A 21810-nucleotide genomic window follows, 5' to 3' on the forward strand; every position below is an offset into this window, starting at 1 on the left:
CATTGATAAAAGTCAGAGCTCAAATTGTTGGCCCCGTTTGACGAAGCCTAAAAAGCCGTCTTCCACCGCTGGAGGCAAGGGCCCCGGCTGGTAGCCATAGAGCCACATCTTTGCTTTGATGGCCGCGGGCAACTTACGTAGTTCGTTGTAGTGGGCATGGACTGGGCTGGGGTAAGGGGAAATTTCGCAATCGTGGAAAATGATGTCCGCCCCATGGAAATATTGCCCCAGGCGATCGTAGCTAAATTTGGTGTCGTTGCTGAAGAAGACCTTAGTGTCACTAACGGCAAAAAAAAGACCATAGGCGGGCATCAACATGGACCCCGTATCCACATGGTTAAGTTTAATTAATTGGAAAGTAATGTTTTCCCAGGTGAAGGTTTCCCCTGGCCCCAAAGCATGGATGTGAAAATAGCTATCAACTTCTGTCATGCCACCCTCAATGGCCTCCATGCCCCCCGCCAAAGAACGCTCCCATAAATCCGCCGCAATGTCCTGACTTAGATATAAGTTGGGCTTGCTACAGCTGGGGTCAAACATGGTACTAAAGCCTACGTACTCCAGTCCTCCCACATGATCTGAGTGGAGATGGCTAACGTAAATATCGGTGATGTCCCGGTGGCTCAGGCCGAGGGCATAGAGGGAAAAACGAATGTCAGTGCCACAATCAATCAAAAACTTCCTGCCGTTATCGAGGGCGAGAATGGCATTGGACTGAAAATTGTCTGCCCCCACCGTAAACGCAGAGCCGGAGCCAAGAAAGGTTAAGTTAGCGGCCACAATCTAGCCCCCCTTTGTAGAGGCAATGGCGGCGGGCTGGGCCAGTGCTCCTTGGTAGAGTTGATGAAAACGCTGGGCGATGTCGGTGGGCATTGCAGAAAAATGGACGTAAAAACCGTGACTTTCTCCAGGGGCTAAGTCTAATACTTTGGCGTAGAGTGCCGGTGTTTTTCCTGGCTCTCCATCTTCCCTCAGGTTAATTTTAATATTGGTTAGACTGTCTGGACAGTGTTGTTCTGAAGAAATTTGAATAAATCCCCCTTTAGCGGAGATTTGGCGCAATTTGCCGGGGATTAATGCATCGGTGACGTGTTTTCCTTCCAAACAGACATATTCTAAGGACAATGGCTTGGGTATGGGCAAATATTTTTGTTCTTCCACCGCTAGGGAGAGATTATAGGGTTCCCCCACGCCGGCAACGTCCCAAATAACAACGGGATCTTTCACTCCTTTGGGTTGTACGGTTCTGTTCCCGTTAACCTGGACTCGATCGCCAGCGGCGTTAAATGTGCTTTCGGAAATAAAAATCTGCCCCCCGGTGGTGTAGGACTCAATGCGGTAGGTGAGGTTCACCTGGGCTCCCACAACGCCGTATTTGGTGCGTTTTTCGGAACCGATGTTGCCCACTACCACTTCGCCCGTATTGATGCCAATGCCCATTTCCAACGGTTGTAGCCCTAACCCCGTCACCTGTTGATTTACTTCCCGCAGGGCCAGTTGCATTTCCACCCCACAGGCCACAGCCCGGAGAGCGTCATCTTTCTGGGAGGTGGGAGCGCCAAATAGGACTAGGATGCCATCCCCCATAAACTCGTCAATGGTGCCGCCATAGCTGGTGATGACATCGGCCATTTTGCCAAAATAAATGTTGAGCACCTTAACCACTTCTTCTGGATTCAATCCTTCGGAGGTACTGGTAAATCCCCTTAAATCCGAGGTGAGAATGGTGATGGGCCGGCGATCGCCTCCCATTTTTAGTCCTTCGGGGTTTTCCAATAGGGTTGCCACCACCTGATCGGTCAAATAACGGCCAAAAGTGTTGCGGACTTGAACCCCTGCCCGGGCCATCCAAGTGACAATGAAGACCCCAGAGCCTAATAAACCCAACATGGGGGGAATAACCGGCAACCACCACCCTACCAACAATGCTCCATAGGTGATGGCCAACAGCGACCCTACACTCCCCACAATGGCGGCGATGGGTAACCACTGCCCCCCGGAACGCCTGGTGGCATAGCGTAACTGCCAGGTAATTACCGCTCCCAGGAAAGACCAGAAACCCACCCAAAGCCATTCCACTGGTTCAGACCAATTTTTCAGGAGGGATTGACCTTCAACTCCAGCATTAATGATTTGACTGACGATGTTGGCGTGGATCTCCACCCCCGGCACCGCCCTAGACAAACCAAAAGTACTGCTATTGGGGGTGAAATATAAATCCTTAAAGCTTTCTCCCACCTTGCCCAAGAGGATTATTTTGCCCTTGCCCCAATCCGTCGGCAATCGATCTTCCAACACATCGGTGAGGGAAACTTTGGGAAAAGTGGATCGATAATCAATCAACAATTGAAAGCCCCCATCATCGGCACGGATATAACCACCGCTGTCCGACTGGAGAGGCGAAAATACCACTTGGTTTAAGCGAAAGTCATCACTACCTTCCCGCACCGGTTCCGGATAAATTTCCAAATCGTCTAAAAAACGCAGGGCCAGGTGTAATCCAAAACTGTAATGGGGTTCCCCGTCCCGCACCAAATAAATGAAGCCCCGGCGGACAATATTGTCGGCGTCAATAATTAGATCATTAGCTCCGACTTGGTTATTTTCCTTTAACAACGGCGGAGGATTAACGGTTTCAACACCCGGTTTCCCGGCCACCTTTTCAATGCCCACTAAATTGGGGGTATTGACGAATACTTCCCCTAATTCCTCTGTGCCCGGTGGCATAGGTAGGTCCCTATAGAGGTCTAACCCGATCGCCGCCGGTTCTTGGGCCTTCAGCTTGGTGAGGATTTTGGTCAATAATTGGTCATCAATGATGGGGGTATTGAGGTAGGTGACGTCCTGCTCATCAATGCCCACAATAACAATGCGGTCATCTTCCTGCCTTGGTAACAACCTGACTCCGGCGTCGTAGCTCTGCCATTCCAACACCTGTAAAATGCCACTAAAACGGAGCAAAATCACCATGGCGGTTACGGCAGGGGTTGCAATCCAAATACCCCGGGACTGCCAAAGAAACTTTTTCCAAGCCGCTGGTATGCTCCAACCCATTAATCTTCTCTAAATATTCTCTTTTCTTTTTTTGCTGATCAGTGGGCCACCGCGGATTTGTCAGCCATCTGGCAACATTCCACCACCGGAGCTTCAGCCCAACTTGTAAATCCTCCCGACTGCAAAAATTCCTGCCATTCCCCCGGTTGCTCCTTGGCGATCGCCGCTAGGGCATTGAGGGCATCCAACCAGAGCCCCTGTTCCGCATAAAATGACGCCTTTACCAGGGAAGAATCCCCCGTACTGGGGGGTTGATCCACAGGGGTGTAATTCACCGTCAACTCCACTGTCAGATTGTCTTCCGTACTATTGGCATCACAAATCAGGGTCAAGGTAACGTTGTAAAAATCGTCCTCAATGGCACCGGTGGGAAGATTGACGGGAAAACGCACAATCCCCCCTTCCTTGGGCACAGGGAAACTTGCTTGGATTTGATCTTTAGTGATGGGATCTGCCAATTGCACCTGGGCCGTTAGTCCTGGCTGGGGGGGCACATAGGCATAAATAAAAGTTTCCTTGCTGGCGGTATTGTAGAAACCGTCCCCCTGGTTATAGTCATGGGGAATTAGCAATTGAAAGGGTAAATCTGCCTTGGTCAAGCAACTGCCGCCGCTAGTTTGCCGTACTCCACCACCGCCACTGGTGGCCGTTTGTCCCCTGTCGGTATTAGCTTGGGGAAATTTAAGGGCTAACCAATTCGATGAAGTAACACCCGCATCCCTGGGAGCATTATTTTCAGCCAAAGCCCCCACAGGCGTTAATGCAAAGGGAAAAGCGAGGGCCAAACCCATCAAACCGGCAACAAGCAAATTTCCTGGACGGTCAGACATAATTAACGTTTCCTAGCCAAAGCAAAGGGCAAAAACAAAGTCGTTTTTATCCAAGATAACAAATTATTTCTCCATTACTGTTGTAAATGCCGGTTAAAAAATTGGTTTATTTCCTGAAAAACCGCCGCTGATTCCGGGGTAGCAAATTGATAGAGATATTCTCCATGGGAAAGCCCCTCAAATATTTGTAAGTCCACCATCACATTACTTTGTCGCAGTTTTCTTTGCAGTCGGGCTGTGTCGCTGAGCAGTAAATCCCTAGTGCCGCTAATGAGTAGGGTGGGGGGTAAGTTTTCTAAATCGTTGTACAAGGGGGAAATGAAGGAATGGGTGAGGGGGAATTCCCCTGCATAGAGTTGGGCCAAACCTGCCAGTAAACCGTCATAGCTAATGGCAGTGCGGTCCACATATTCATTGGTGAAGTAAGTGTCTCCGGTTTTGGTTAAATCTACCCAGGGTGACAAGGGGGCGATCGCCGCTGGTAGGGGTAAATTTAATTGCCGCAGTTGACAGACTAGAGCCAGTAATAAACCACCTCCCGCCGAGGTGCCGAACAGGGCTAATCGATTAACATCATGGGTTTTCACCAACTCCTGCCATACTGCCAAAGCATCTTCCAATGCCCCTGGAAAAGGGTAATTAGGAGGCTGGCGGTAATCAATACTAATTACTTCCACCTGACCATAGTGGGCTGCTAAAATGGCTTCCCCCGTAGCCAATTCTCCCCCGGCTAAAGCGTAACCGCCACCATGGAGATGCACCCAAATTCTCTGGCTATTTTCCGGACTAATGATTGGAGGAGTAAGGCGATACGTATTGATCCCGGCGATGCTTTCCTCGGTTAGCGTCACTGGAAATTGTTGCCGTAATTGTTGCCATAAAACTTGGCTAGCTTGGTCATAGGCGGCAATGAGATTTTGCCAGGCTTGTTTATCCTCCAGGGGGGGGACATTTTTGATTGCTTCCATGGCTCCCTCCAAAGGTGTGGCGATCGCCTCTTTTAATAGTGGGCTAACGCTGACGGGGACGGGTAAGGAACGAGATGGCAATGGGCGGGGGGCATAAACCATGGTTTGGTCAGAAATAAAATAATTTTTGTATCAAGTTAATGTCAAAATTCAACTTTAAAATCTGCCAGGGATAATAGCCTAATTTAAGCTGGGGATGAACTAGCTTTGCCTATGGAAAAGTCTCTGTATACTGGATCCAATGCTAACCAAATATATGCAGTGGAATACCAATCATGACTAATCAACCCAACCAAGTGGATCCAGAGAGCAGAAACTGGGCCATGATCGCCCATCTGAGTACCTTTTCCGGCTACCTGATACCCTTCGGTAATATCATTGGCCCTTTGGTGGTGTGGCTGATGAAAAAAGATGAGTTGGAATTTGTTAATGATCAGGCCAAGGAAGCATTAAATTTCCAAATTAGTATCTTAATTTATGTCATTGTTTCCGCTGTCTTGATTCTGTTGTTAATCGGTATTCCCCTATTAATTGCTGTCCTGGTTTTTGATTTGGTGGTAACAATTATGGCAGCCATCAAGGCCAATGAAGGCATCCGCTACCGTTATCCGCTCAAAATCACCTTTATTAAATAGTTGTTGAACAAATAAGAAGTTAACCGATAAGATACCGGCAGTTTATTTGTTACCTATTTAAATTTGCTTAAGCCTTTAAACTACTACCGATAGGCTTGGCTTGATTAATCTGCCAAAACCCTTGTCGGTAGATAATGTTCGATAAAATCCACCACAGTGCTTAAACCAATAGCTGTTTTCAAATTAGTAAACACAAAGGGTTTTTCTCCCCGCATTTTTTTTGCATCCCGATCCATTATTTTTAAATCCGCCCCCACCATCGGTGCTAAATCAATTTTATTAATCACCAACAAATCTGATTTGGTAATGCCTGGGCCGCCCTTACGGGGAATTTTATCCCCCGCTGCTACGTCAATGACATAGAGGGTTAAATCCACCAGTTCGGGGCTAAAGGTGGCCGCCAAATTATCTCCCCCACTTTCCAAAAACACCATATCCAGGGGCACAAAACGGGCTTCTAGATCGGCGATCGCCGCTAAATTAAGACTGGCATCTTCTCGAATGGCCGTATGGGGACACCCCCCTGTTTCCACCCCCAGAATGCGATCGGGAGTCAATGCCTCTGCCCGGACCAAAAATTGGGCATCTTCCTGGGTGTAAATGTCATTGGTAACCACGGCCAACTGGTATTTTTGCCTTAAACTTTTGCAAAGAGCCTCCAAAAGGGCAGTTTTGCCTGAACCTACCGGGCCGGCAATACCAATACGTAGGGGAGTTTGGGCCATGATAACAATGGAAAAATGAGAAATGGAAGATAATCTCTATTTTAACCCTTAGTTGAAAGTGTAATTTTCCTTTCTTTCCGTCAATTTACTGGGGCGGAATCGGTTTAGTCAGTGTTAAAATTTGTCCACCATCGAGGGTTTTTCAACATTTCCTAACTTTTTTACCCCTAGCAATATCCGTAGATTTTCGTGAACTTGCGCCAGCGTCGACTGCACATTCTGCTGATTGAAGACCAGCAATCCCAGGTGGAATTGTTGAAGGTTTTACTGGAGAGTCAGTCTTTTTTGGTTGCACGGTTACAGGTCTCCCAAACCCTTTCCCAGGGAATTGATCGACTCCAAAGGGGGGTTTTTGATGTAGTGCTACTAGATTTGTTTTTACCTGATGGTCAGGGTATTGAAGCCTTGGTTTCCATACAAAAATTTGCCCCCCATATACCCATTATTGTGCTAACAGCAGTGACGGATTTAAATATGGGTTTAATAGCTTTGCAAAAGGGAGCAGAGGATTATTTAGTCAAAGAACATCTCAAGGAAAGTCAGATTGCCAAAGCAATTCTCTATGCTCTGGAAAGAAAAAAAGCTAAACGAGAATTACAAGTACAGATTGAGCGGGAACGGTTGATGGCCCGCATTGTGGAAGAAATTCGCCAGTCATTGGATTTGTCGATGATTTTGCAGACCACAGTGGACGAAGTGCGGAAATTTCTCCAGGCAGATCAAGTGGCCATTTACCATTGCCATTCCCCCACTATGGGTAGAATTTTGGTGGCGGCCCCCAGTTCTTCCCTCCCAGTCAATGGCGATCGCCGTCATAGTTCCCAACGCGGCCCGGATTCTAACGGTGAACCGACGGAGCCAATCCCCGCTCGAACCATAGCTCCCCTTAATCAGCTGTCCCCGAGCACAATAACGCCGGCTAAGGCCAAAAATGGAGTGCTCACGGTGCCCATCTGGCAGAAAAAGCCCAACCAAGATGATCGCCTTTGGGGTCAAATTATTGTCCGGGTGGAGGAGAAAAAACGTCAATGGTTACCCTGGGAAGTGGAGTTCTTGCATCATCTCAGCAGTCAAGTGGCGATCGCCATTCAACAGTCAGAATTATTTACCCAAGTGCATTACCTAGCCAACATGGATGGGTTAACGGGCATTGCTAATCGCCGTTATTTAGACTACTTTTTGGAGCAACAATGGCAAAAATTAGCCAAGCATCATCAATATTTCAGTTTAATTTTGTGTGACATAGATTTTTTTAAACAATATAACGACACCTATGGCCATTTAGAAGGGGATGAATGCCTAAAAAAAGTGGCCAATTTACTCAAAAAAGTGATGCGTCGGGGAACGGATTTAGCGGCCCGTTACGGGGGGGAAGAATTTGCCCTGGTATTACCCCAAACCAACGGGGAAGGCTGCCAAAATGTGGCGATTCATCTCCAAAGCGTTTTTAAACGAGCCCAAATTCCCCACCACAGTTCCATTATTGAACCCTATCTCACCCTGAGCATTGGTAGTGCCACCATGGTACCGTCCCCTAATCTGTCACCAAAAGAGTTAATTGACCGGGCTGATCAGGCATTATTTAAAGCTAAAAAAGCTGGCCGCAACCGCCATGTTAGTTATCACGATTAATTTGGTAAAGATAATATTGTTCTTCTTGAATAAAGCTATGGCGAAATTGTTCTAGAGGAGTAATGGTTAAACCGGGCTGGGTTATTTCTAGGGGGTAATTTAACATCAAAATTATCGGGGACTTTAGTTCTGTGTCTAACTTTTGCTCGATTTGTGCCAGAATTTCCTGTTGATTAACTTCCCGACGTTCGGCAGTGAAAATTACAAAACTTCCCCAGGCTTGGCTTTCTGGGTAATAAATTTTTCTGTTTAGGTGGGCGGCAATGGGGCTAGCCATAAAATCATTACTGCCCACTAAAGTTGCTTCTTGTAGTCCTTGGTTGACTAAATAATCTGCCACTGCTCGACTGGCGGAATAGGGTAAAAGTAAGTCCCTGCCATAGCCCACTAAACCGCCAATTAATTGACAAACTAAAATTACACTGAAAAGATAGGGAATTGCTTTTTGACTCCATTGTTTAGCCCTAAATAAAAATTTTTCTTTCAATAGGGGAGTAGGAAAGAGGTAAAACTTCAGCCAATAACTAGCAATTAAAACTAAATACAAACTGCCAAAATGCCGGGGAGCTCCCAAAAATCTGCCATAGGTAAATAGTAAAATAGCTCCACTACCTAACCAGTAAAACAATAAAATCAGTGGGTAATCACTGAAATATAAGGACCAAATTGCGAACAGGATGAGGGAAAAAATGCTGAAAATGGCCAGATCTAACGGTCGGCGATCGGAAGGGACTAAAATCGTAATGTAACCATTCCAAACTCGGCTGAGCGCCTGCCCCAAACGGTACCAATCCCATTGTAAAACCCACTGATCCGCCCCACCGTGGAGGGTGCTGTCCCCCGGTTGCACCATTACCAACACCGATAGCGCCATAGCCCCGGCAAATACTAGAATACTCGTCAGTTTGTCCCACCAGGGGGCTTTTAACGTCACTCCCAAGGGTTTTTGCCAAATCCATTCCACCCCCAAGGCGATCGCCAAACAAAAACTAATCATCAGGGCATAGGCGTTGCTATTGGCCATGAAAGCCAGACAAAAAGCCAGAGGTAAATAGGTTTGTTTTCTGCGGGGAAATAGGGCACAAAAGGCGCACAATCCCAATAGTCCCAAAGCATAATTGCGACTGATCAGTAAATATTCATAAAAGGGCAAATAACCAAGGCAGAAAATTAACTTTTGCCAACGGGGAAAGGGGCTGTAATGCAGAAAAATGGCGATCGCCGCCATGGCCAGGGTGAGATGAAATAACTGCATGGCCACCAAGTTGGGGGTCAGTTGATTTAGCCCCCAGAGCAAACCGTACCAAAGCAGGGGATGACCTTCGTAACGCACATTGCGCCAAAAATCTGCCCAATCAACGCTATCCCTGGCAATTAACCAGCCATTAACCTCATCCCGCCAAGGGGCATGGTTTAACGTCCCGATCAACCCCAGGCAAAAAATGCCCAGCCAGAGCCACCATTCAAACTGCGGCAGGCGATCGAGACGACGGGCAAGATTCAGTTTGACCATGGGGAAAAAGTTTAATTTGTTTGCTAGACACCGTAAATCAGCATTACCAATAGGGGCGTAGCTAGGGTGAGAATAACAGTTAGAGGGGCGCCAATGCGGGCAAAATCCGTAAAACGGTAGCCCCCAGGGCCGTAAACCATAGTGTTGGTTTGGTAGCCAATGGGGGACATAAAGCTGTTGGAAGCAGCGAAGGTGACCACAAACATAAATGCCAACGCATTTAAACCCAAACTTTGGGCCACCTGAAAAGCAATGGGTAACATCAACACCACTGTGGCATTGTTCGACAAAATCTCCGTTAACAGGGCTGTGGCTAGGTAAAACAGCAGTAACAGAGCGTAACCAGAAAGGTGGCCCCCTGCGTCGGCCAAAAAGCCAGCAAACCAGGCGGTGGTGCCGGAATTTTCCATGGCGGTGCCTAGGGGAATTAAACCCGCCAACAGAAAGATTACATCCCAACGGATGGCACCATAAATTTCCCCTGGCTTCAGGCAGCCGCTAATCACCATGGCCATTACCCCAGCCCAACTGGTGACGCTAATGGGCAAAATGTCAAACCCAGCCACGATAATGACCAAGGCCACAATGGCGATCGCCGTTTTTGCTTTATCAAGGCGGAGATTATCCAGGGGTTTTTCTTCCAACACCAACAATTCCCGGGTAGTTTGCAAACCGAGGAAACTTTCCCTAGGCCCCTGGAGTAATAGTAAATCTCCAAATTTTAAACGCACTTTCCCCAACCGCTGGCGAATTAATTCCTCCCCCCGGCGAATGGCAATCACTGTGGCGTTATAGCGTTGACGAAAGCGTAAATCCTTCAGGGTGGAACCAATCAAACGGGAGTTGGAGAGAATTAGTACCTCCGCCACCTTTTCTTCGGAGGATTCCAGTGGTCCCCCATTGCCCCCTTCCGTATCAACAAATTGCACATCAGCTAAAATTTCCACCCCCCGTTCGTCCTTAATTCTGAGCAAATCTTCCCGCCCCGCCCGCACCAGCAAAATATCCCCCATGGTCAACATCCGATCCGCCAACGGTTGGGGGAAATGGGTATCGTTATGGATAATTTCCAGCACATCAATGTCAAATTTCCGCTGAATTTCGCTTTGCCGCAGGGTTTGGCCAATCAGACTAGAACGGGGAGGAATAATAATTTCACTGACATAGTCTTTAATTTGATACTCCGCCGCCACATTACCATCGGAAATATTACGTCTAGCCGGTAATAGAATCGGGGCCGCCAGGATAATGTAGGTCAAGCCCAGGGTAAAAGTGAGTAAACCCAGGGGGGTGAACTGGAAAATACTAAATTCCTGCCCAGTCAATTTTTCCGCCAAGCCGCTGGCAAGAATACTAGTAGAAGTACCCAGGAGGGTGATCATCCCCCCGAGAATGGTGGCATAGGAGAGGGGAATCAATAGTTTGGAAACGGATATTTGTCTTTGCCGGGCCCACTCTTCAATGATGGGCAAAAAGATGGCCACGATCGCCGTGTTGTTAAGAAAGGCAGAACTGGGGCCGACAATCATCCCCATCAGTAAAAGTTGTCTGCGTAAACTATTGCCGCCAAATTTGATCAGGCTATCGCGAATAATTTGGATAATGCCAGTGCGGGTGATGCCGTAGCTTAAAATGAACATGGCCATAATGGTGACAGTGGCGGAATTACTAAACCCCGCTATTCCCTCCGTGGGGGTGACCAAACCCAGCACCATTAAAATCACAGCCACCAGAATGGCGGTGGTATCAATGGGTAACCATTCCAGCACAAACATCATCAACGCAAAAACAATAACTGCCAGAGTGAGGGGAATTTGATAGTCTGCCAGCCAGGTTTGCAAAAAGGCCATAGTTATCCCAAAAAGGTAATTACACAAATTCTTCCCCATTGCCAGCGAGTTCACAAGAGGAAATATTCCAATCCACCATGCGTGTCATTCTCTGTGGTTACTACGGTCAAGACAATGCCGGGGACGAGGCGTTATTGGTCTGTTTATTGCAAATGTTACCCCCCTGGGTTGAGCCGGTGGTGCTATCTGCTAACCCCCCAGTTACCAAAGAGAGATACGGCGTTGAAGTTTGTTATAACCGGGACTGGGGCAAAATTTGGCAACTTTTAGGGCAATGTGACGGTTTTATCTGGGGTGGCGGCAGTTTGATGCAGGATGTGACCAGTGTGGCCAGCCCCCTCTATTACGGTGGTTTGATGGCGATCGCCCAGATGCGGGGACTAAAAACCGTTGCCTGGGCCCAGGGCATTGGTCCCCTAAGACGGCCGCCGTTGCGCTGGTTTACCCGGCAGGTGCTCCGGGGCTGTGCTGGCATTAGTGTGCGGGATGAAGTGTCCCTAACATTGGTTCAACAATGGGGACTAAACGCTCTCCTCGCCGCGGATCCGGTTTGGTCCCTAGACGCTGAAAAGACCCCTTCCTCCCCCAGCCCATTGCCCGTGGTGGCGGTTAATCTGCGGAGCCATGGCCTGTTGACCCTAGAACGATTAGCGGTCATTACCGAAGCCCTAGGCAATTTTCAACAACAGACCCAAACCCATATGCGGCTCATTCCCCTGCAACAGTCCCAGGATTTGGCCGTTGCCCAGGCGATCGCCGTGGAACTACCGGGGAGCTACGAAATTCTTTACCAGCCAGACCCCAGACAATGCAAGGGTTTATTTCGGGGGGCGGAATTCACCATTGGCATGCGACTCCACAGCTTAATTATGGCAGCAGCGGAAGGTAGTACCTGTTTTGCCCTCAGCTATGACCCCAAAGTTAGTCGTCTTATGGCGGAGGTAGGGCTGGCTGGTTTGGAATTGGCTGATCTACCCATGGACAGCCAGCAACTGAGCCAACTTTGGCAGCAATGTTTTCAACGACGGCAACCTTGGATGGGGCAAGGAGCCCTGCAACGATCTGCTCTCCAACACCAAGCCTTGCTGCAAAAAGTTTTTGCTGGCTAGCTTTTTCGATGGAAGTGTGGTAAGAATAATAGCCCGTGGGAAACAGTTCCCCGTTCTGCCGGAACCTTAAGCTTTATTTAACTATTGCCCTGGTTCCAAAGCCCGAATATGTCGCAAGATAGATTGCAAGCAAAGACGACTGTCCTAGGCTAATATCTAACCCGCGACTTCCATAGCCTTGACTGTAGGGTTTCAGTTTTAAACTGGTTGCAAAGTTTTGGTCTGTTGAGCTGTGTTCCGCCGTTGCCCGGTGGCCAAAACCTTTGATATTTGGGTGTGTGGAATAAAAAATTAGTCCTTCTGTCCATCGTTGACCTAGTGACGAGGGGTTGGGGGGGATTGTTGCGCTGGCTGTAGCAAAAAATTCCGTCAAAATTCAGCCGATTCGAAATAGAGCCCAAATTTTAGAAAATATTTTTTCTGTCCTCCATGAGTCAGCCCAATTACTATCAAAACCTTTTAAATTTCCTCCGCCAAGACCTTTCCTTGTCCGCAGAGTCCCTGGCGATCGCCGAACGTACCGCCTTTAGCACCACCGATAATAGTAACAATTTGCCTATCATCCTCTGGCAATACGGGCTCATTAGCCTGGAGGAATTAGACCGGGTTTTCGACTGGCTAGAAAAGTTTTAATAGGGCCATCTCCATGGCGACGATCGCCGAAATCAACGATAAACTCAGCCGGGGCAAAGCAACGGTTTGGACAGCGGAGCAGGTCAAGGCTGGGGTGGCCGAACTGGGGGTGGCCAAGGTAGCTGCCTTGGTGGATGTGGTCTGTACCGGCACCTTTGAGCCGATGGAATCCTCCGGGGCGGTGATCAACCTCGGACAAACGGATCCACCCATTAAAATTCGTCAATGTTGGCTGGACAGTGTGCCGGCCTATGCTGGCTTTGGGGCGGTGGATTTGTATTTAGGGGCGACGGCGGCGGCGGATACTGTCAGTGGCGGCGATAATCTCAATGAAGGGGAAAGTCTAGCGGAAAGGGGCGGCGGCCATATCATTGAAGACTTAATTGCCGGTAAGAGCATTCCCCTGCGGGCAGTGGGTCAAGGTACCGACTGCTATCCCCGCACTAGCCTAGAAACCATAATCAGCATCGACCGCATCAATCAGTTTTACCTCTACAATCCCCGTAATCTCTACCAAAATTTTATCGTTGGCGTCAACGGTGGCGATCGCCTCCTATACACTTACCTTGGCCCCCTGCAGCCCCGCCTAGGTAACGCAGTTTATTCTAACCCCGGCGCCATTGCCCCCCTGTTTAATGACCCCCTCCTCCAGGCGATCGGCATTGGCACCAAAATTTTTTTGGGGGGAGGCGTAGGTTACATTGCCTGGGAAGGCACCCAGCATTTCCCCTTGCAAAAACGTTTAGCTAACCAAACCCCCATCGGCCCAGCGGCCACCCTGGCCTTAATCGGTGATGCTAAACAAATGGATGCTCACTGGGTGCGGGGCTGTTACCTGAAAAATTATGGCCCTTCTTTAATGTTGGGGGTGGGGGTGCCCATCCCAGTGTTGAATGAACAGGTCATTGAGCAATGTGCAGTCAAAGATGAGGACATTGTCGCGCCGGTGGTAGACTTTTCCATTCCCCGTCGAGTCAGGCCCACCTTTGGTTTAGTCACCTACGGCCAGCTTAAAAGTGGCAAAGTTACCATTGAAGGCAAAACGGTGCGGGTAGCCCCCCTGGCCAGCATTGCCCGCTCTAGGGAAGTGGCGGAAATCCTCAAAGCTTGGTTAGAGGCTGGTACTTTTTCCTTAACGGAGCCGGTGGCTCCCTTGCCGATGGATCGTATTTTCCTAGCCCAGGATCCCATCGGTAATTTATCGATCTAGAAAAGGATTAGAACCCGAAGCGGGGTAGGGGAATGGAGACCGGCAAACTGGGAATGGGGATAGGGGGGGAGTAGCTGGCGCCACCGGTGGAACAACTCAGTCCCGGCAAAAGATTGGAACACATGGTTTGCAGAGCACCGTCGGGGGTAATGGGAATGCTGAAACCGTTGAATAGACTACCACTCAGCAGGGCCACCAATTCTTCGGGAGCCATGGGAATAACAGAACCGAGAATGCCTTCTAAAACACTGACCTTTTCCCCTGCTTTAACCCTGGTGGTTTGCCCCGGATTTTCCGGATCGCTAACTAACACAGCCCCCTCCAAAACTTTAATTTCCCCCGATTGACCCTCATTTTTCTCCATCACATACACTGTGCCAGTTACTGCCACGCTTACCCCCGCCATGCAACCATTGACAGGGCCACTAGCTAGCAATTTACCCCGCTCCAATTCGACACATTGACCCACAATAACGCTGGCATTCTGACTCAACCGACCAGCGGCACCATTGTTAAACAGTATCCCGGCTCTGGATTCTTTGGTGACAATCACCTGGCCAAATTCCGCTTGGTCATCTACTTTGGCTTGGATTTCTTCGATGTAAACCTGGGGTCCATCCAGAATTTCCTGCACCACCGCCTGACTAATCTGAGCTTGACTGGGGGCCACTAACCATCCCAGGGCCATCAAAGGAGCAGACCCCACCAGACTGAGGTTAAGAATTTTACGAATTTGGGAGTTGGATAGATGGGAACGGGTAATCATCGGAAAGCACTGGGAAAAGGGTCAGTGGAAGGACGTACAAGTACAATCGGTTAGGGTGACAGAGGCGTTGGCCTTTGCCGCCTCCATCTTAGCTGTTCATTAACTGTTTGACCGGAGAAAAAGTGGCTATGGCAATCCGTTTTGGGCTCAACTTAATCCTTGCCTCGGTGGCCGTTATTGCAACTTTTTGGGCGGGGCCACAGGGTAGAACTTCTTTGGCCCAGGCTGACCCCAACAGTGCTGTTGATCAAACAGGAAAACCGGAGGCCATAAACGCCCAGGAATATTTTAAGCGGGGTTTAAGCCATTACCAAAAATCAACTTTAACGGATTTTCAATTGGCACAAAGTTCCTGGGAGCAAGCTTTAGCCCTCTGGAGACAGGAAAATAATCTAGCTCAGGTGGCGGTTACTTTAAATTTTCTTTGCTTAGTTCAGCGTCAGTTAGCTCCTCCAGCGGTGGCTTTAGCTTGTTATCGGGATTTATTAACCACAGCAGAGACCCTGGAAGATTGGCAAACCCAGGCTAATAGTCAGGTGGCGATCGCCCAATTGCAATTACAGCAGGGAGATTACCAAGGGGCATTTGAAAGTTTAGAAAAGTCCTTACCCCTTTGGAAGCGAGCCAATTTTAAAACCGGTGAGGTGATTAGTCACAATGAGTTGGGGCAGATATATGCCACCCTGGGGGCAACCGAACAAGCTAACTATTTTTATAATCAAGCTTTGGCCCAGGCGCAATCTTTGGGCAATTGGGGCAATGTTGCTGGCATTGAACATAATTTGGCCCAGGTAAAATTAGCCGCAGGGGATATTGATGAAGCCCTAGCCCTAGAGGAAAGTGCTTTTCAACATTGGCAAAGTCTAATTGATGATCTTGGTGGTCGGGCCACACCGGATCTTAGCCGAGGTCAAGCGGCGGGATTAAATAATTTAGCTTTTATGCAAGTTCAAAATAAGCAATTTAATTTAGCCCAAGAAAATTACCAAAAAGCATTAACAATCTGGCAACAATTGGGGGATAAAAACGGTGAAGCTAGCAGCCTAAACAACCTGGGTTACCTTGCTTTTTCACAAGGGGATTTATCTACAGCGGTAAATTACTATCAACGGGCTTTAACCCTACGCCAAATAAGTGGCGATCGCCTGAAGGAAAGTTTAAGTCGCTATTGGTTGGCGGTGGCTCTCAAAAAACAGGGAAATGCGGAGCAGGCAATGACAGAAATAGAAAAGGCAATTTATTTGCTAGAAAACTTAAGGCAAACCATTGGCAGTGATGATTTACGCAGTAGCTTTTTAGCTTCCAAACAGGACTATTATCAATTTTACATTGACCTGTTGATGGAACAACATCAAAAATATCCTGATCAAGGGTGGGATGGAAAAGCGTTACTGGTGAGTGAATCTGCTAAAGCCAGATCTTTGCTCGATATTTTAGCCCAAACCCCAGGTAAGTTAACCAAAGGAATTGCACCAAAACTTTTAGGACAAAAGGAAACCATTGAACGGCAATTAAACACCTTGCAGGAAAACAAAATTAAGTTATACAGCTCCAATTATGACCCCAATCAACAGGCGGAACTAGACCAAACCATGGCGGAACTCCTGCAACAGTACGACCAAGTTTTGGGACAGATTGAGCGGGAAAGTCCTAACTACAATGCCCTTACCCGTCCCCAACCGTTAAACTTACCCCAAATTCAAGCCCTACTGGACGATAAAACCCTGTTGTTGGAATACGCCCTAGGGCAAGAGCGTAGTTATTTATGGGTGGTGGGTCAATCTAGCCTGGAGAGTTACATTTTGCCCGGTACCGATGAATTGGATAGTGCCATTAAAAACTTTCGCCAGTCTTTTTTAGAACCTACCCAACGACTACGCCGTCCCCTAGCGGTTAATCAAGGGGCAGATTTGTATAAACAGCTAGTGCCAGCGTCGGCCAAAGTTGCCGACAAAAGATTGCTCATTGTGCCCGATGGCGTGTTGCAATACCTTCCCTTTGGTGCTTTGGTGACGGATAATCCCCCCGGACAAACCCCAACTTATTTAATCGATCGCCATGAATTGGTGACTATGCCTTCCGCTTCCACTTTGGCAATTTTGCGGCAAAATACCGCCCAGAGGGAACCAGCCCCTAATTTATTGGCCATTTTTGCTGACCCCGTTTTCACCACCAACGATGAAAGGTTAGGAACGGCGATCGCCCGTCGGCCAGAAAATTTACCAATGGATTTGGAACTTTCCGCCCGGGATGCGGGGGTATATTTTGACCGACTACCCTACACGGAAAAGGAGGCAGAGCAACTAATGGCCCTATTTCCCGCCGAAGCCAGCTTAAATGAACTAGGCTTTGAAGCCACGAGGGAGCAGGTATTTTCCCGGGCAATGGAGCAGTACCGCTTTGTTCACTTTGCCACCCACGGCATTCTCAATAGCAAAAATCCCCAACTGTCGGGACTTGTACTTTCCCTCGTCAACCCAGAGGGAGAACCCATCAACGGCTTCGTGCGTTTATACGATATTTTTAATCTCAATTTACCAGCGGATTTAGTGGTGCTGAGTGCCTGCCAAACGGGACTAGGACAGGAAGTGCGGGGGGAAGGATTGATTGGCCTGACCAGGGGGTTTATGTATGCCGGGGCCGCCAGGGTAGTGGTCAGCCTTTGGAGTGTAGATGACGAAGCCACTGCCCGTCTCATGACTGAATTTTACCGGGGCTTATTGCAACACAATATGACCCCCACCGCCGCCCTGCAATGGGCCCAGCAACGGTTAAAGGAAGATCCACGGTTTGCTTCCCCCTATTTCTGGGCTGGTTTTACCCTCCAGGGGGAATGGCAAAATTTGCGTCCGGCAGATCAGTTGGCCGTCGAAGGATCACCGCTGGCTTCATCGGTGCCGACAAAAATAATCGGCACATCGCTAAATTGACCCAAACCGACGGAGTCAAACAGTTCCACCAATTCATCCCGTTGCTCCGGCAGACTGGCCACAATCATCAATGTATCTTGCCAAATGCCTTGGTTGGCATAGAGGCTAGCTTTGGCCAGGGGTTCATTGGTTTCTTCAATTTGCTCTGTTATCTCAACGCTCAATTCCTGGCGCACGAGCCCCGCTTCCACCGCACTGCCCACGACTTGGTTGTCAATGGTACAGTTCACCGCGAATGCCCAGGCATACTCCCCACCAGGTTCCAGGGCAATGTCCGTCGGCACGGCGATCGCTAAAATAGTTTCCCCTTCCGGCACCGTCACCGCTTGTTCATGGATTAAGGCTCCGTCTCCATCCACCAGGACAAATTCCCCCTCTACTCCTCTATTGGCCGGTACATAGACAAACAAACTAGGGGTAGCTGTAGCCGTAAACGTGTCCTGACCGGGGGCGACTATTCTCAAATTTGTGTTGGCCTGGGTAAAACAACTACCCCCCCTAGTGCCTCCTCCTCCGGAACTTTGGGTGGTACCCCGATCGCCCGCTTGGGGAAATTTTAAGCTCACGAGGGTTTCCTCTGGGGTCACATTAGAAGATAAATCATCAAACCCAGTGGCGATGGCCTGGGGAACGGTTACCGTAAAGGTCAGGGCACTGGCTAAAAGCAAATTGAGAGGATGATTAACCATGGCAAAATCTAGGGATCGAGGACTTGTTGTTCCAGCTTAGCCTACGGTAACCCAGGGCAACGAGTTGATGTTCGGTGAAGGAATTGACCAATCAAAATGTCCTTCTCTGCAAGTGAATGGGCTTACTGTGCAGTAAGAATGGTTTGAGGACGATAAATGCCCACTTTTGGCACCGTTTGGGGAACAGGGGGCTGATAACTGCGGCCAAAGCCATAATCCCCCAACCACATTAAGCCGTGGCGTATATTCTCCGTTCCCCCCTCAGCGAAATATTGCCAAAGGCGATGGACTGCCTTCAATGGCACCGTGGATTGGTCCATAAGGGTTGGATCAGGGCGATCATCCCCCGGCAAGACAAATAGTTTCAGTGCTGGTTTTGTCTCCGTCAACTCTGCTAACACTTCCAGGCCGTAGGGCCAATAACTTTTCCCCCCCAACAATCGCACCACAACCACTTCAGCCTGGCTAAGCACCCGATCGCCATAATCATCGATGGAAAAGGATTGTTGCAAATTAAGCAAATTACAAACCCGCATCGCTGGAAAATCTTTGGGCAACTGGGGCCACACACTGCCGATCGCCTGAATATCGGTGTCGGCGGCAGTTAGAAAAATAATGGGGGCAGGAGTTTGCTCAACGATGATAACCCCTTCCATGGCTGGATTCCAACCGCCGGGAAGACTAGCAAGACGATGCATAATAGTTAAAAATAGAGAAAGTATATCGGTAAAAATCTATGGGCTAGCAAGGAATTAGCCAAGTAATTTTCCGAAAAAAATCTTAGATCTTTAAAAATACTTAGATTTTGACGAGTTCGGCAAAAACCTAGGCATGATGGGAAGTGAGATCCATGGGGCTTGGTCGTTGAATGCCGTCGCCCAGTCTATGTTCAATTCGGCATGCTACCTGCTTTTTCCCCTATTTTCCGTCGCCTCCTACCAGCTATCACCTTTGATCGCCTGCTCCGTTTTTGGCAGACCTTAGCCCAGCAAACGGGGGATCATGTACAGTGCTTTGTGGGGGATCTACCTACCAGTCTCAAGCCGTCCAACGGGCCGTCGGTGCTCGATGCAGAAATTGATCACCGTTTTGCTCTGTTAGTCGGTGCCGGACAGCGGGCCCTATTAGAGGGGGAAAAAATCTCTCCCCACCATTATGCAGTATCGATTACGTTTGCCCAGGGTATCATCGAAGATTTCATTGACAAGCAAAATTTGCCCGTTACCACTGGGGGGATGACCCCCCTGCCGCCGCTTCAATCCGGTTCCACCATCAGCGAGCAGTTAACCCTAGGGCTACTGGAAATCCTCAACAGTGATAGCACCAGCTTTTCCCCGGAGCCTTCCCTCCAGGACAGTTTACAGGCTAGTCAAGTCAAAGTGCTGAGCCAGGTAATTGCCCAAATTCGCCAAAGTTTGGACCTGTCGGAAATCCTCAACAAAGCGGTAACGGCGGTACAGAAATTTCTCTTTGTCGATCGCCTAGTCATTTACCAATTTCATTACAGTCAGCCATCCCTCATTCCCCCTAGTACAGAACAAATTCCCGCCCCCAAACCCCGGCAACAGTACGGTGAAGTAACCTACGAAGCTCGGCGATCGCCGGAAATTGACACCATGCTGGGGGTCATGACCGAAAATGACTGTTTTTCCCAGGTATTTAGCTACGAACAAAAATATCTTAAAGGCGCAGTGGTGGCAGTGAATGACATCGAAAATCACTACTCCTCTTCCTATTGTTTGGTGGGGCTACTGCAACGCTACCAAGTGCGGGCCAAATTGGTGGCCCCCATCATCGTGGAGGAACAGCTCTGGGGTCTACTGATTGCCCACCAGTGCCACCATCCCCGCCAATGGTTGGATAGTGAAAAGAATTTTCTCGGACAGATTGGCGAACACCTCGCAGTGGCCATTTTCCAATCCCTACTGTACAGCGAAGTACAAAACCAGAAAAATAACTTTGAAAAGCGGGTCATTGAACGGACAAAGGAATTGCGGGATACCCTTTTAACCGCCCAGGCCGCCAACCTACTTAAAAGCCAATTTATTAACAACATTTCCCACGAATTACGCACCCCCCTCACCAGTATTATTGGGCTTTCCGGTACCCTGCTCCGGTGGTTTGACCATCCCACATCCCTGCCGCCAGCTAAGCAACAATATTATCTGCTTAATATCCAAGAAAATGGCAAGAAATTGCTGGATCAAATTAACGGTATTATCCAACTTTCCCAACTCGAATCAGGCCAGACAGCCCTCAACTGTCAATCTTTTTCTCTCCATACCCTAGCCCAAACGGTGATCCATTCTTTGCTGGGAATAGCGGCCAAACAACAAATTCATCTGGAGTTGGATTACCAAATTAACGTGGGACAGGATCAATTCTGTGCTGACCAGGAAAGGATTGACCAAATTTTGACCCAATTACTCAACAATGCCCTTAAGTTTACCCCCGCCCAGGGGACGGTAATTCTAAGGATTTGGAAGGAAAATAACCAGGCTATTTTTCAAGTGGAGGACACGGGTATTGGCATTACTGAGCAACAGCTGCCGGTATTATTTGAAGCTTTTAAAGTGGTGGATGATAGCTATGGTAGCTTCTACGAAACCGGTGGGGTGGGGTTAGCTTTGACTAAACAGTTGGTAGAACTCCACGGTGGCTACATAGAAGTGGAGTCTAGCCCTGGGCAAGGAACAATTTTCACCACAGTTATTCCCCAACAAAATTTACCCGTATCCACCAAAGGACCCATGGAGGAAAGGCTAGATATAATTATGCCTTTTAACTCCAGTGTAATTGTCATTGAACAGGATGAGGAAATTGCCACATTAATCTGCGAACTATTGACCGTAGCAAATTATCAGGTGATTTGGTTGATTGATACCACCAATGCCCTGCAACAGGTGGAGCTACTACAACCAGGGTTGATTATTGCGGATGGGGATTTTGTCGATGTGACAGAGGTGACCCGGGCGATTAAAAAATCCCGGCGTATCAGTAAGGTAACGGTGTTTTTGTTAAGTGAATCCCTTTCTTCGGCTGAATGGCAGGCTTTGTCCCAACAGGGCATTGATGATTATTTGCTCAAACCTCTCCAGCCAGAATTACTATTACAACGGGTACAAAGTATTCAACAGGAACCACCCCGTTGATATTCTCCCATCAATCAACAGTTCTAGGGGGACGATCGCCAGTTGGGGGGAAACTCAGTTTTCGGGTTTGCTCGCCTCGAAATACCCGTAAGATACTAAGATTGAGGGGAGTTG

Annotated in this window: 17 protein-coding genes; 7 read left to right on the forward strand and 10 right to left on the reverse strand. The window is 48.6% G+C overall.

The features are described from left to right. Positions 1-12: 12 nt before the first annotated feature. The 4 genes from D082_RS02860 to D082_RS02875 all read right to left on the reverse strand — a co-directional run bounded on the left by D082_RS02860 (position 13) and on the right by D082_RS02875 (position 4954). A complete protein-coding gene (locus tag D082_RS02860; RefSeq protein WP_028949272.1) occupies positions 13-780 on the reverse strand; it encodes an MBL fold metallo-hydrolase in 768 nt (255 codons plus the stop codon). A gap of 3 nt (positions 781-783) precedes the next feature. Further along, positions 784-3054, reverse strand: coding sequence for a CHASE2 domain-containing protein (locus tag D082_RS02865; RefSeq protein WP_028949271.1), 2271 nt, complete (start codon positions 3052-3054; stop codon positions 784-786). Between the two features lie 38 nt (positions 3055-3092). Beyond that, a complete protein-coding gene (locus tag D082_RS02870; RefSeq protein ID WP_028949270.1) occupies positions 3093-3884 on the reverse strand; it encodes a DUF928 domain-containing protein in 792 nt (263 codons plus the stop codon). 74 nt (positions 3885-3958) lie between these two features. Then, on the reverse strand, positions 3959-4954 hold the full coding sequence (locus tag D082_RS02875; RefSeq protein WP_028949269.1) for an alpha/beta hydrolase: 996 nt from the start codon (positions 4952-4954) through the stop codon (positions 3959-3961). A 173-nt stretch (positions 4955-5127) separates the two neighbouring features. Between D082_RS02875 and D082_RS02880 the strand changes: the two genes are divergently transcribed. Then, positions 5128-5487: a DUF4870 domain-containing protein gene (locus tag D082_RS02880; protein ID WP_028949268.1), complete on the forward strand. Its 360-nt coding sequence runs from the start codon at positions 5128-5130 to the stop codon at positions 5485-5487. A 104-nt stretch (positions 5488-5591) separates the two neighbouring features. Here the strand turns inward: D082_RS02880 and ureG are convergent, their stop codons facing one another. Next, positions 5592-6212 carry an urease accessory protein UreG gene (ureG, locus tag D082_RS02885; RefSeq protein WP_028949267.1) on the reverse strand — a complete coding sequence of 207 codons (621 nt, stop codon included), beginning with the start codon at positions 6210-6212 and terminating at the stop codon, positions 5592-5594. 189 nt (positions 6213-6401) lie between these two features. Between ureG and rre8 the strand changes: the two genes are divergently transcribed. Further along, entirely contained in the window at positions 6402-7844 is a 1443-nt protein-coding gene (gene rre8, locus D082_RS02890; RefSeq protein ID WP_028949266.1) for a high salinity-induced biofilm formation responseregulaton Rre8, read from the forward strand. Here the strand turns inward: rre8 and D082_RS02895 are convergent. Together D082_RS02895 and D082_RS02900 are read right to left on the reverse strand one after the other, a co-directional pair. Continuing rightward, positions 7828-9357 carry a hypothetical protein gene (locus D082_RS02895; protein ID WP_028949265.1) on the reverse strand — a complete coding sequence of 510 codons (1530 nt, stop codon included), beginning with the start codon at positions 9355-9357 and terminating at the stop codon, positions 7828-7830. The genes rre8 and D082_RS02895 overlap by 17 nt on opposite strands. 23 nt (positions 9358-9380) lie before the next feature. After that, positions 9381-11207: an SLC13 family permease gene (locus D082_RS02900; RefSeq protein ID WP_028949264.1), complete on the reverse strand. Its 1827-nt coding sequence runs from the start codon at positions 11205-11207 to the stop codon at positions 9381-9383. Positions 11208-11284: 77 nt separating this feature from the next. On the opposite strand from D082_RS02900, the gene csaB reads away from it, so the two are divergent. The 3 genes from csaB to D082_RS02915 all read left to right on the forward strand — a co-directional run bounded on the left by csaB (position 11285) and on the right by D082_RS02915 (position 14159). Beyond that, positions 11285-12316, forward strand: a complete 1032-nt coding sequence (csaB, locus tag D082_RS02905; RefSeq protein WP_028949263.1) for a polysaccharide pyruvyl transferase CsaB — start codon at positions 11285-11287, stop codon at positions 12314-12316. Positions 12317-12745: 429 nt separating this feature from the next. Beyond that, the gene (locus D082_RS02910) at positions 12746-12949 is read left to right on the forward strand and encodes a DUF2949 domain-containing protein (RefSeq protein ID WP_028949262.1); all 204 of its coding nucleotides are present in this window, start codon (positions 12746-12748) and stop codon (positions 12947-12949) included. A gap of 13 nt (positions 12950-12962) precedes the next feature. After that, positions 12963-14159 carry a homocysteine biosynthesis protein gene (locus tag D082_RS02915; RefSeq protein ID WP_028949261.1) on the forward strand — a complete coding sequence of 399 codons (1197 nt, stop codon included), beginning with the start codon at positions 12963-12965 and terminating at the stop codon, positions 14157-14159. Between the two features lie 7 nt (positions 14160-14166). On the opposite strand, the gene D082_RS02920 is transcribed toward D082_RS02915, so the two are convergent. Continuing rightward, entirely contained in the window at positions 14167-14925 is a 759-nt protein-coding gene (locus D082_RS02920) for a hypothetical protein (RefSeq protein WP_028949260.1), read from the reverse strand. A gap of 128 nt (positions 14926-15053) precedes the next feature. Here D082_RS02920 and D082_RS02925 point away from each other — a divergent pair, with 128 nt between their 5' ends. Further along, positions 15054-17855, forward strand: coding sequence for a CHAT domain-containing protein (locus D082_RS02925; RefSeq protein WP_238546807.1), 2802 nt, complete (start codon positions 15054-15056; stop codon positions 17853-17855). Here D082_RS02925 and D082_RS02930 read toward each other — a convergent pair. Together D082_RS02930 and D082_RS02935 are read right to left on the reverse strand one after the other, a co-directional pair. Next, positions 17783-18544 carry a DUF928 domain-containing protein gene (locus D082_RS02930; RefSeq protein ID WP_028949258.1) on the reverse strand — a complete coding sequence of 254 codons (762 nt, stop codon included), beginning with the start codon at positions 18542-18544 and terminating at the stop codon, positions 17783-17785. The two genes, D082_RS02925 and D082_RS02930, sit on opposite strands and share 73 nt — an antisense overlap. 122 nt (positions 18545-18666) lie before the next feature. Then, a complete protein-coding gene (locus tag D082_RS02935) occupies positions 18667-19242 on the reverse strand; it encodes a cobalt chelatase (protein ID WP_028949257.1) in 576 nt (191 codons plus the stop codon). 201 nt (positions 19243-19443) lie between these two features. Here D082_RS02935 and D082_RS02940 point away from each other — a divergent pair, with 201 nt between their 5' ends. Beyond that, on the forward strand, positions 19444-21696 hold the full coding sequence (locus D082_RS02940) for an ATP-binding protein (RefSeq protein WP_028949256.1): 2253 nt from the start codon (positions 19444-19446) through the stop codon (positions 21694-21696). The last annotated feature ends 114 nt before the right edge of the window (positions 21697-21810 follow it).

The sequence above is a fragment of the Synechocystis sp. PCC 6714 genome (assembly GCF_000478825.2).
Lineage (GTDB): Bacteria > Cyanobacteriota > Cyanobacteriia > Cyanobacteriales > Microcystaceae > Synechocystis.

Excerpts from the sequence above, each read along its gene's own strand:
- D082_RS02915 (WP_028949261.1), top strand. The coding sequence starts at position 12,963 with ATGGCGACGATCGCCGAAATCAACGATAAACTCAGCCGGGGCAAAGCA.
- D082_RS02875 (WP_028949269.1), bottom strand. The coding sequence starts at position 4,954 with ATGGTTTATGCCCCCCGCCCATTGCCATCTCGTTCCTTACCCGTCCCC.
- D082_RS02940 (WP_028949256.1), top strand. The coding sequence starts at position 19,444 with ATGCTACCTGCTTTTTCCCCTATTTTCCGTCGCCTCCTACCAGCTATC.
- csaB (WP_028949263.1), top strand. The coding sequence starts at position 11,285 with ATGCGTGTCATTCTCTGTGGTTACTACGGTCAAGACAATGCCGGGGAC.
- D082_RS02920 (WP_028949260.1), bottom strand. The coding sequence starts at position 14,925 with ATGATTACCCGTTCCCATCTATCCAACTCCCAAATTCGTAAAATTCTT.
- D082_RS02910 (WP_028949262.1), top strand. The coding sequence starts at position 12,746 with ATGAGTCAGCCCAATTACTATCAAAACCTTTTAAATTTCCTCCGCCAA.
- ureG (WP_028949267.1), bottom strand. The coding sequence starts at position 6,212 with ATGGCCCAAACTCCCCTACGTATTGGTATTGCCGGCCCGGTAGGTTCA.
- D082_RS02880 (WP_028949268.1), top strand. The coding sequence starts at position 5,128 with ATGACTAATCAACCCAACCAAGTGGATCCAGAGAGCAGAAACTGGGCC.
- D082_RS02935 (WP_028949257.1), bottom strand. The coding sequence starts at position 19,242 with ATGCATCGTCTTGCTAGTCTTCCCGGCGGTTGGAATCCAGCCATGGAA.
- D082_RS02900 (WP_028949264.1), bottom strand. The coding sequence starts at position 11,207 with ATGGCCTTTTTGCAAACCTGGCTGGCAGACTATCAAATTCCCCTCACT.
- D082_RS02865 (WP_028949271.1), bottom strand. The coding sequence starts at position 3,054 with ATGGGTTGGAGCATACCAGCGGCTTGGAAAAAGTTTCTTTGGCAGTCC.
- D082_RS02870 (WP_028949270.1), bottom strand. The coding sequence starts at position 3,884 with ATGTCTGACCGTCCAGGAAATTTGCTTGTTGCCGGTTTGATGGGTTTG.
- D082_RS02895 (WP_028949265.1), bottom strand. The coding sequence starts at position 9,357 with ATGGTCAAACTGAATCTTGCCCGTCGTCTCGATCGCCTGCCGCAGTTT.
- D082_RS02925 (WP_238546807.1), top strand. The coding sequence starts at position 15,054 with ATGGCAATCCGTTTTGGGCTCAACTTAATCCTTGCCTCGGTGGCCGTT.
- D082_RS02930 (WP_028949258.1), bottom strand. The coding sequence starts at position 18,544 with ATGGTTAATCATCCTCTCAATTTGCTTTTAGCCAGTGCCCTGACCTTT.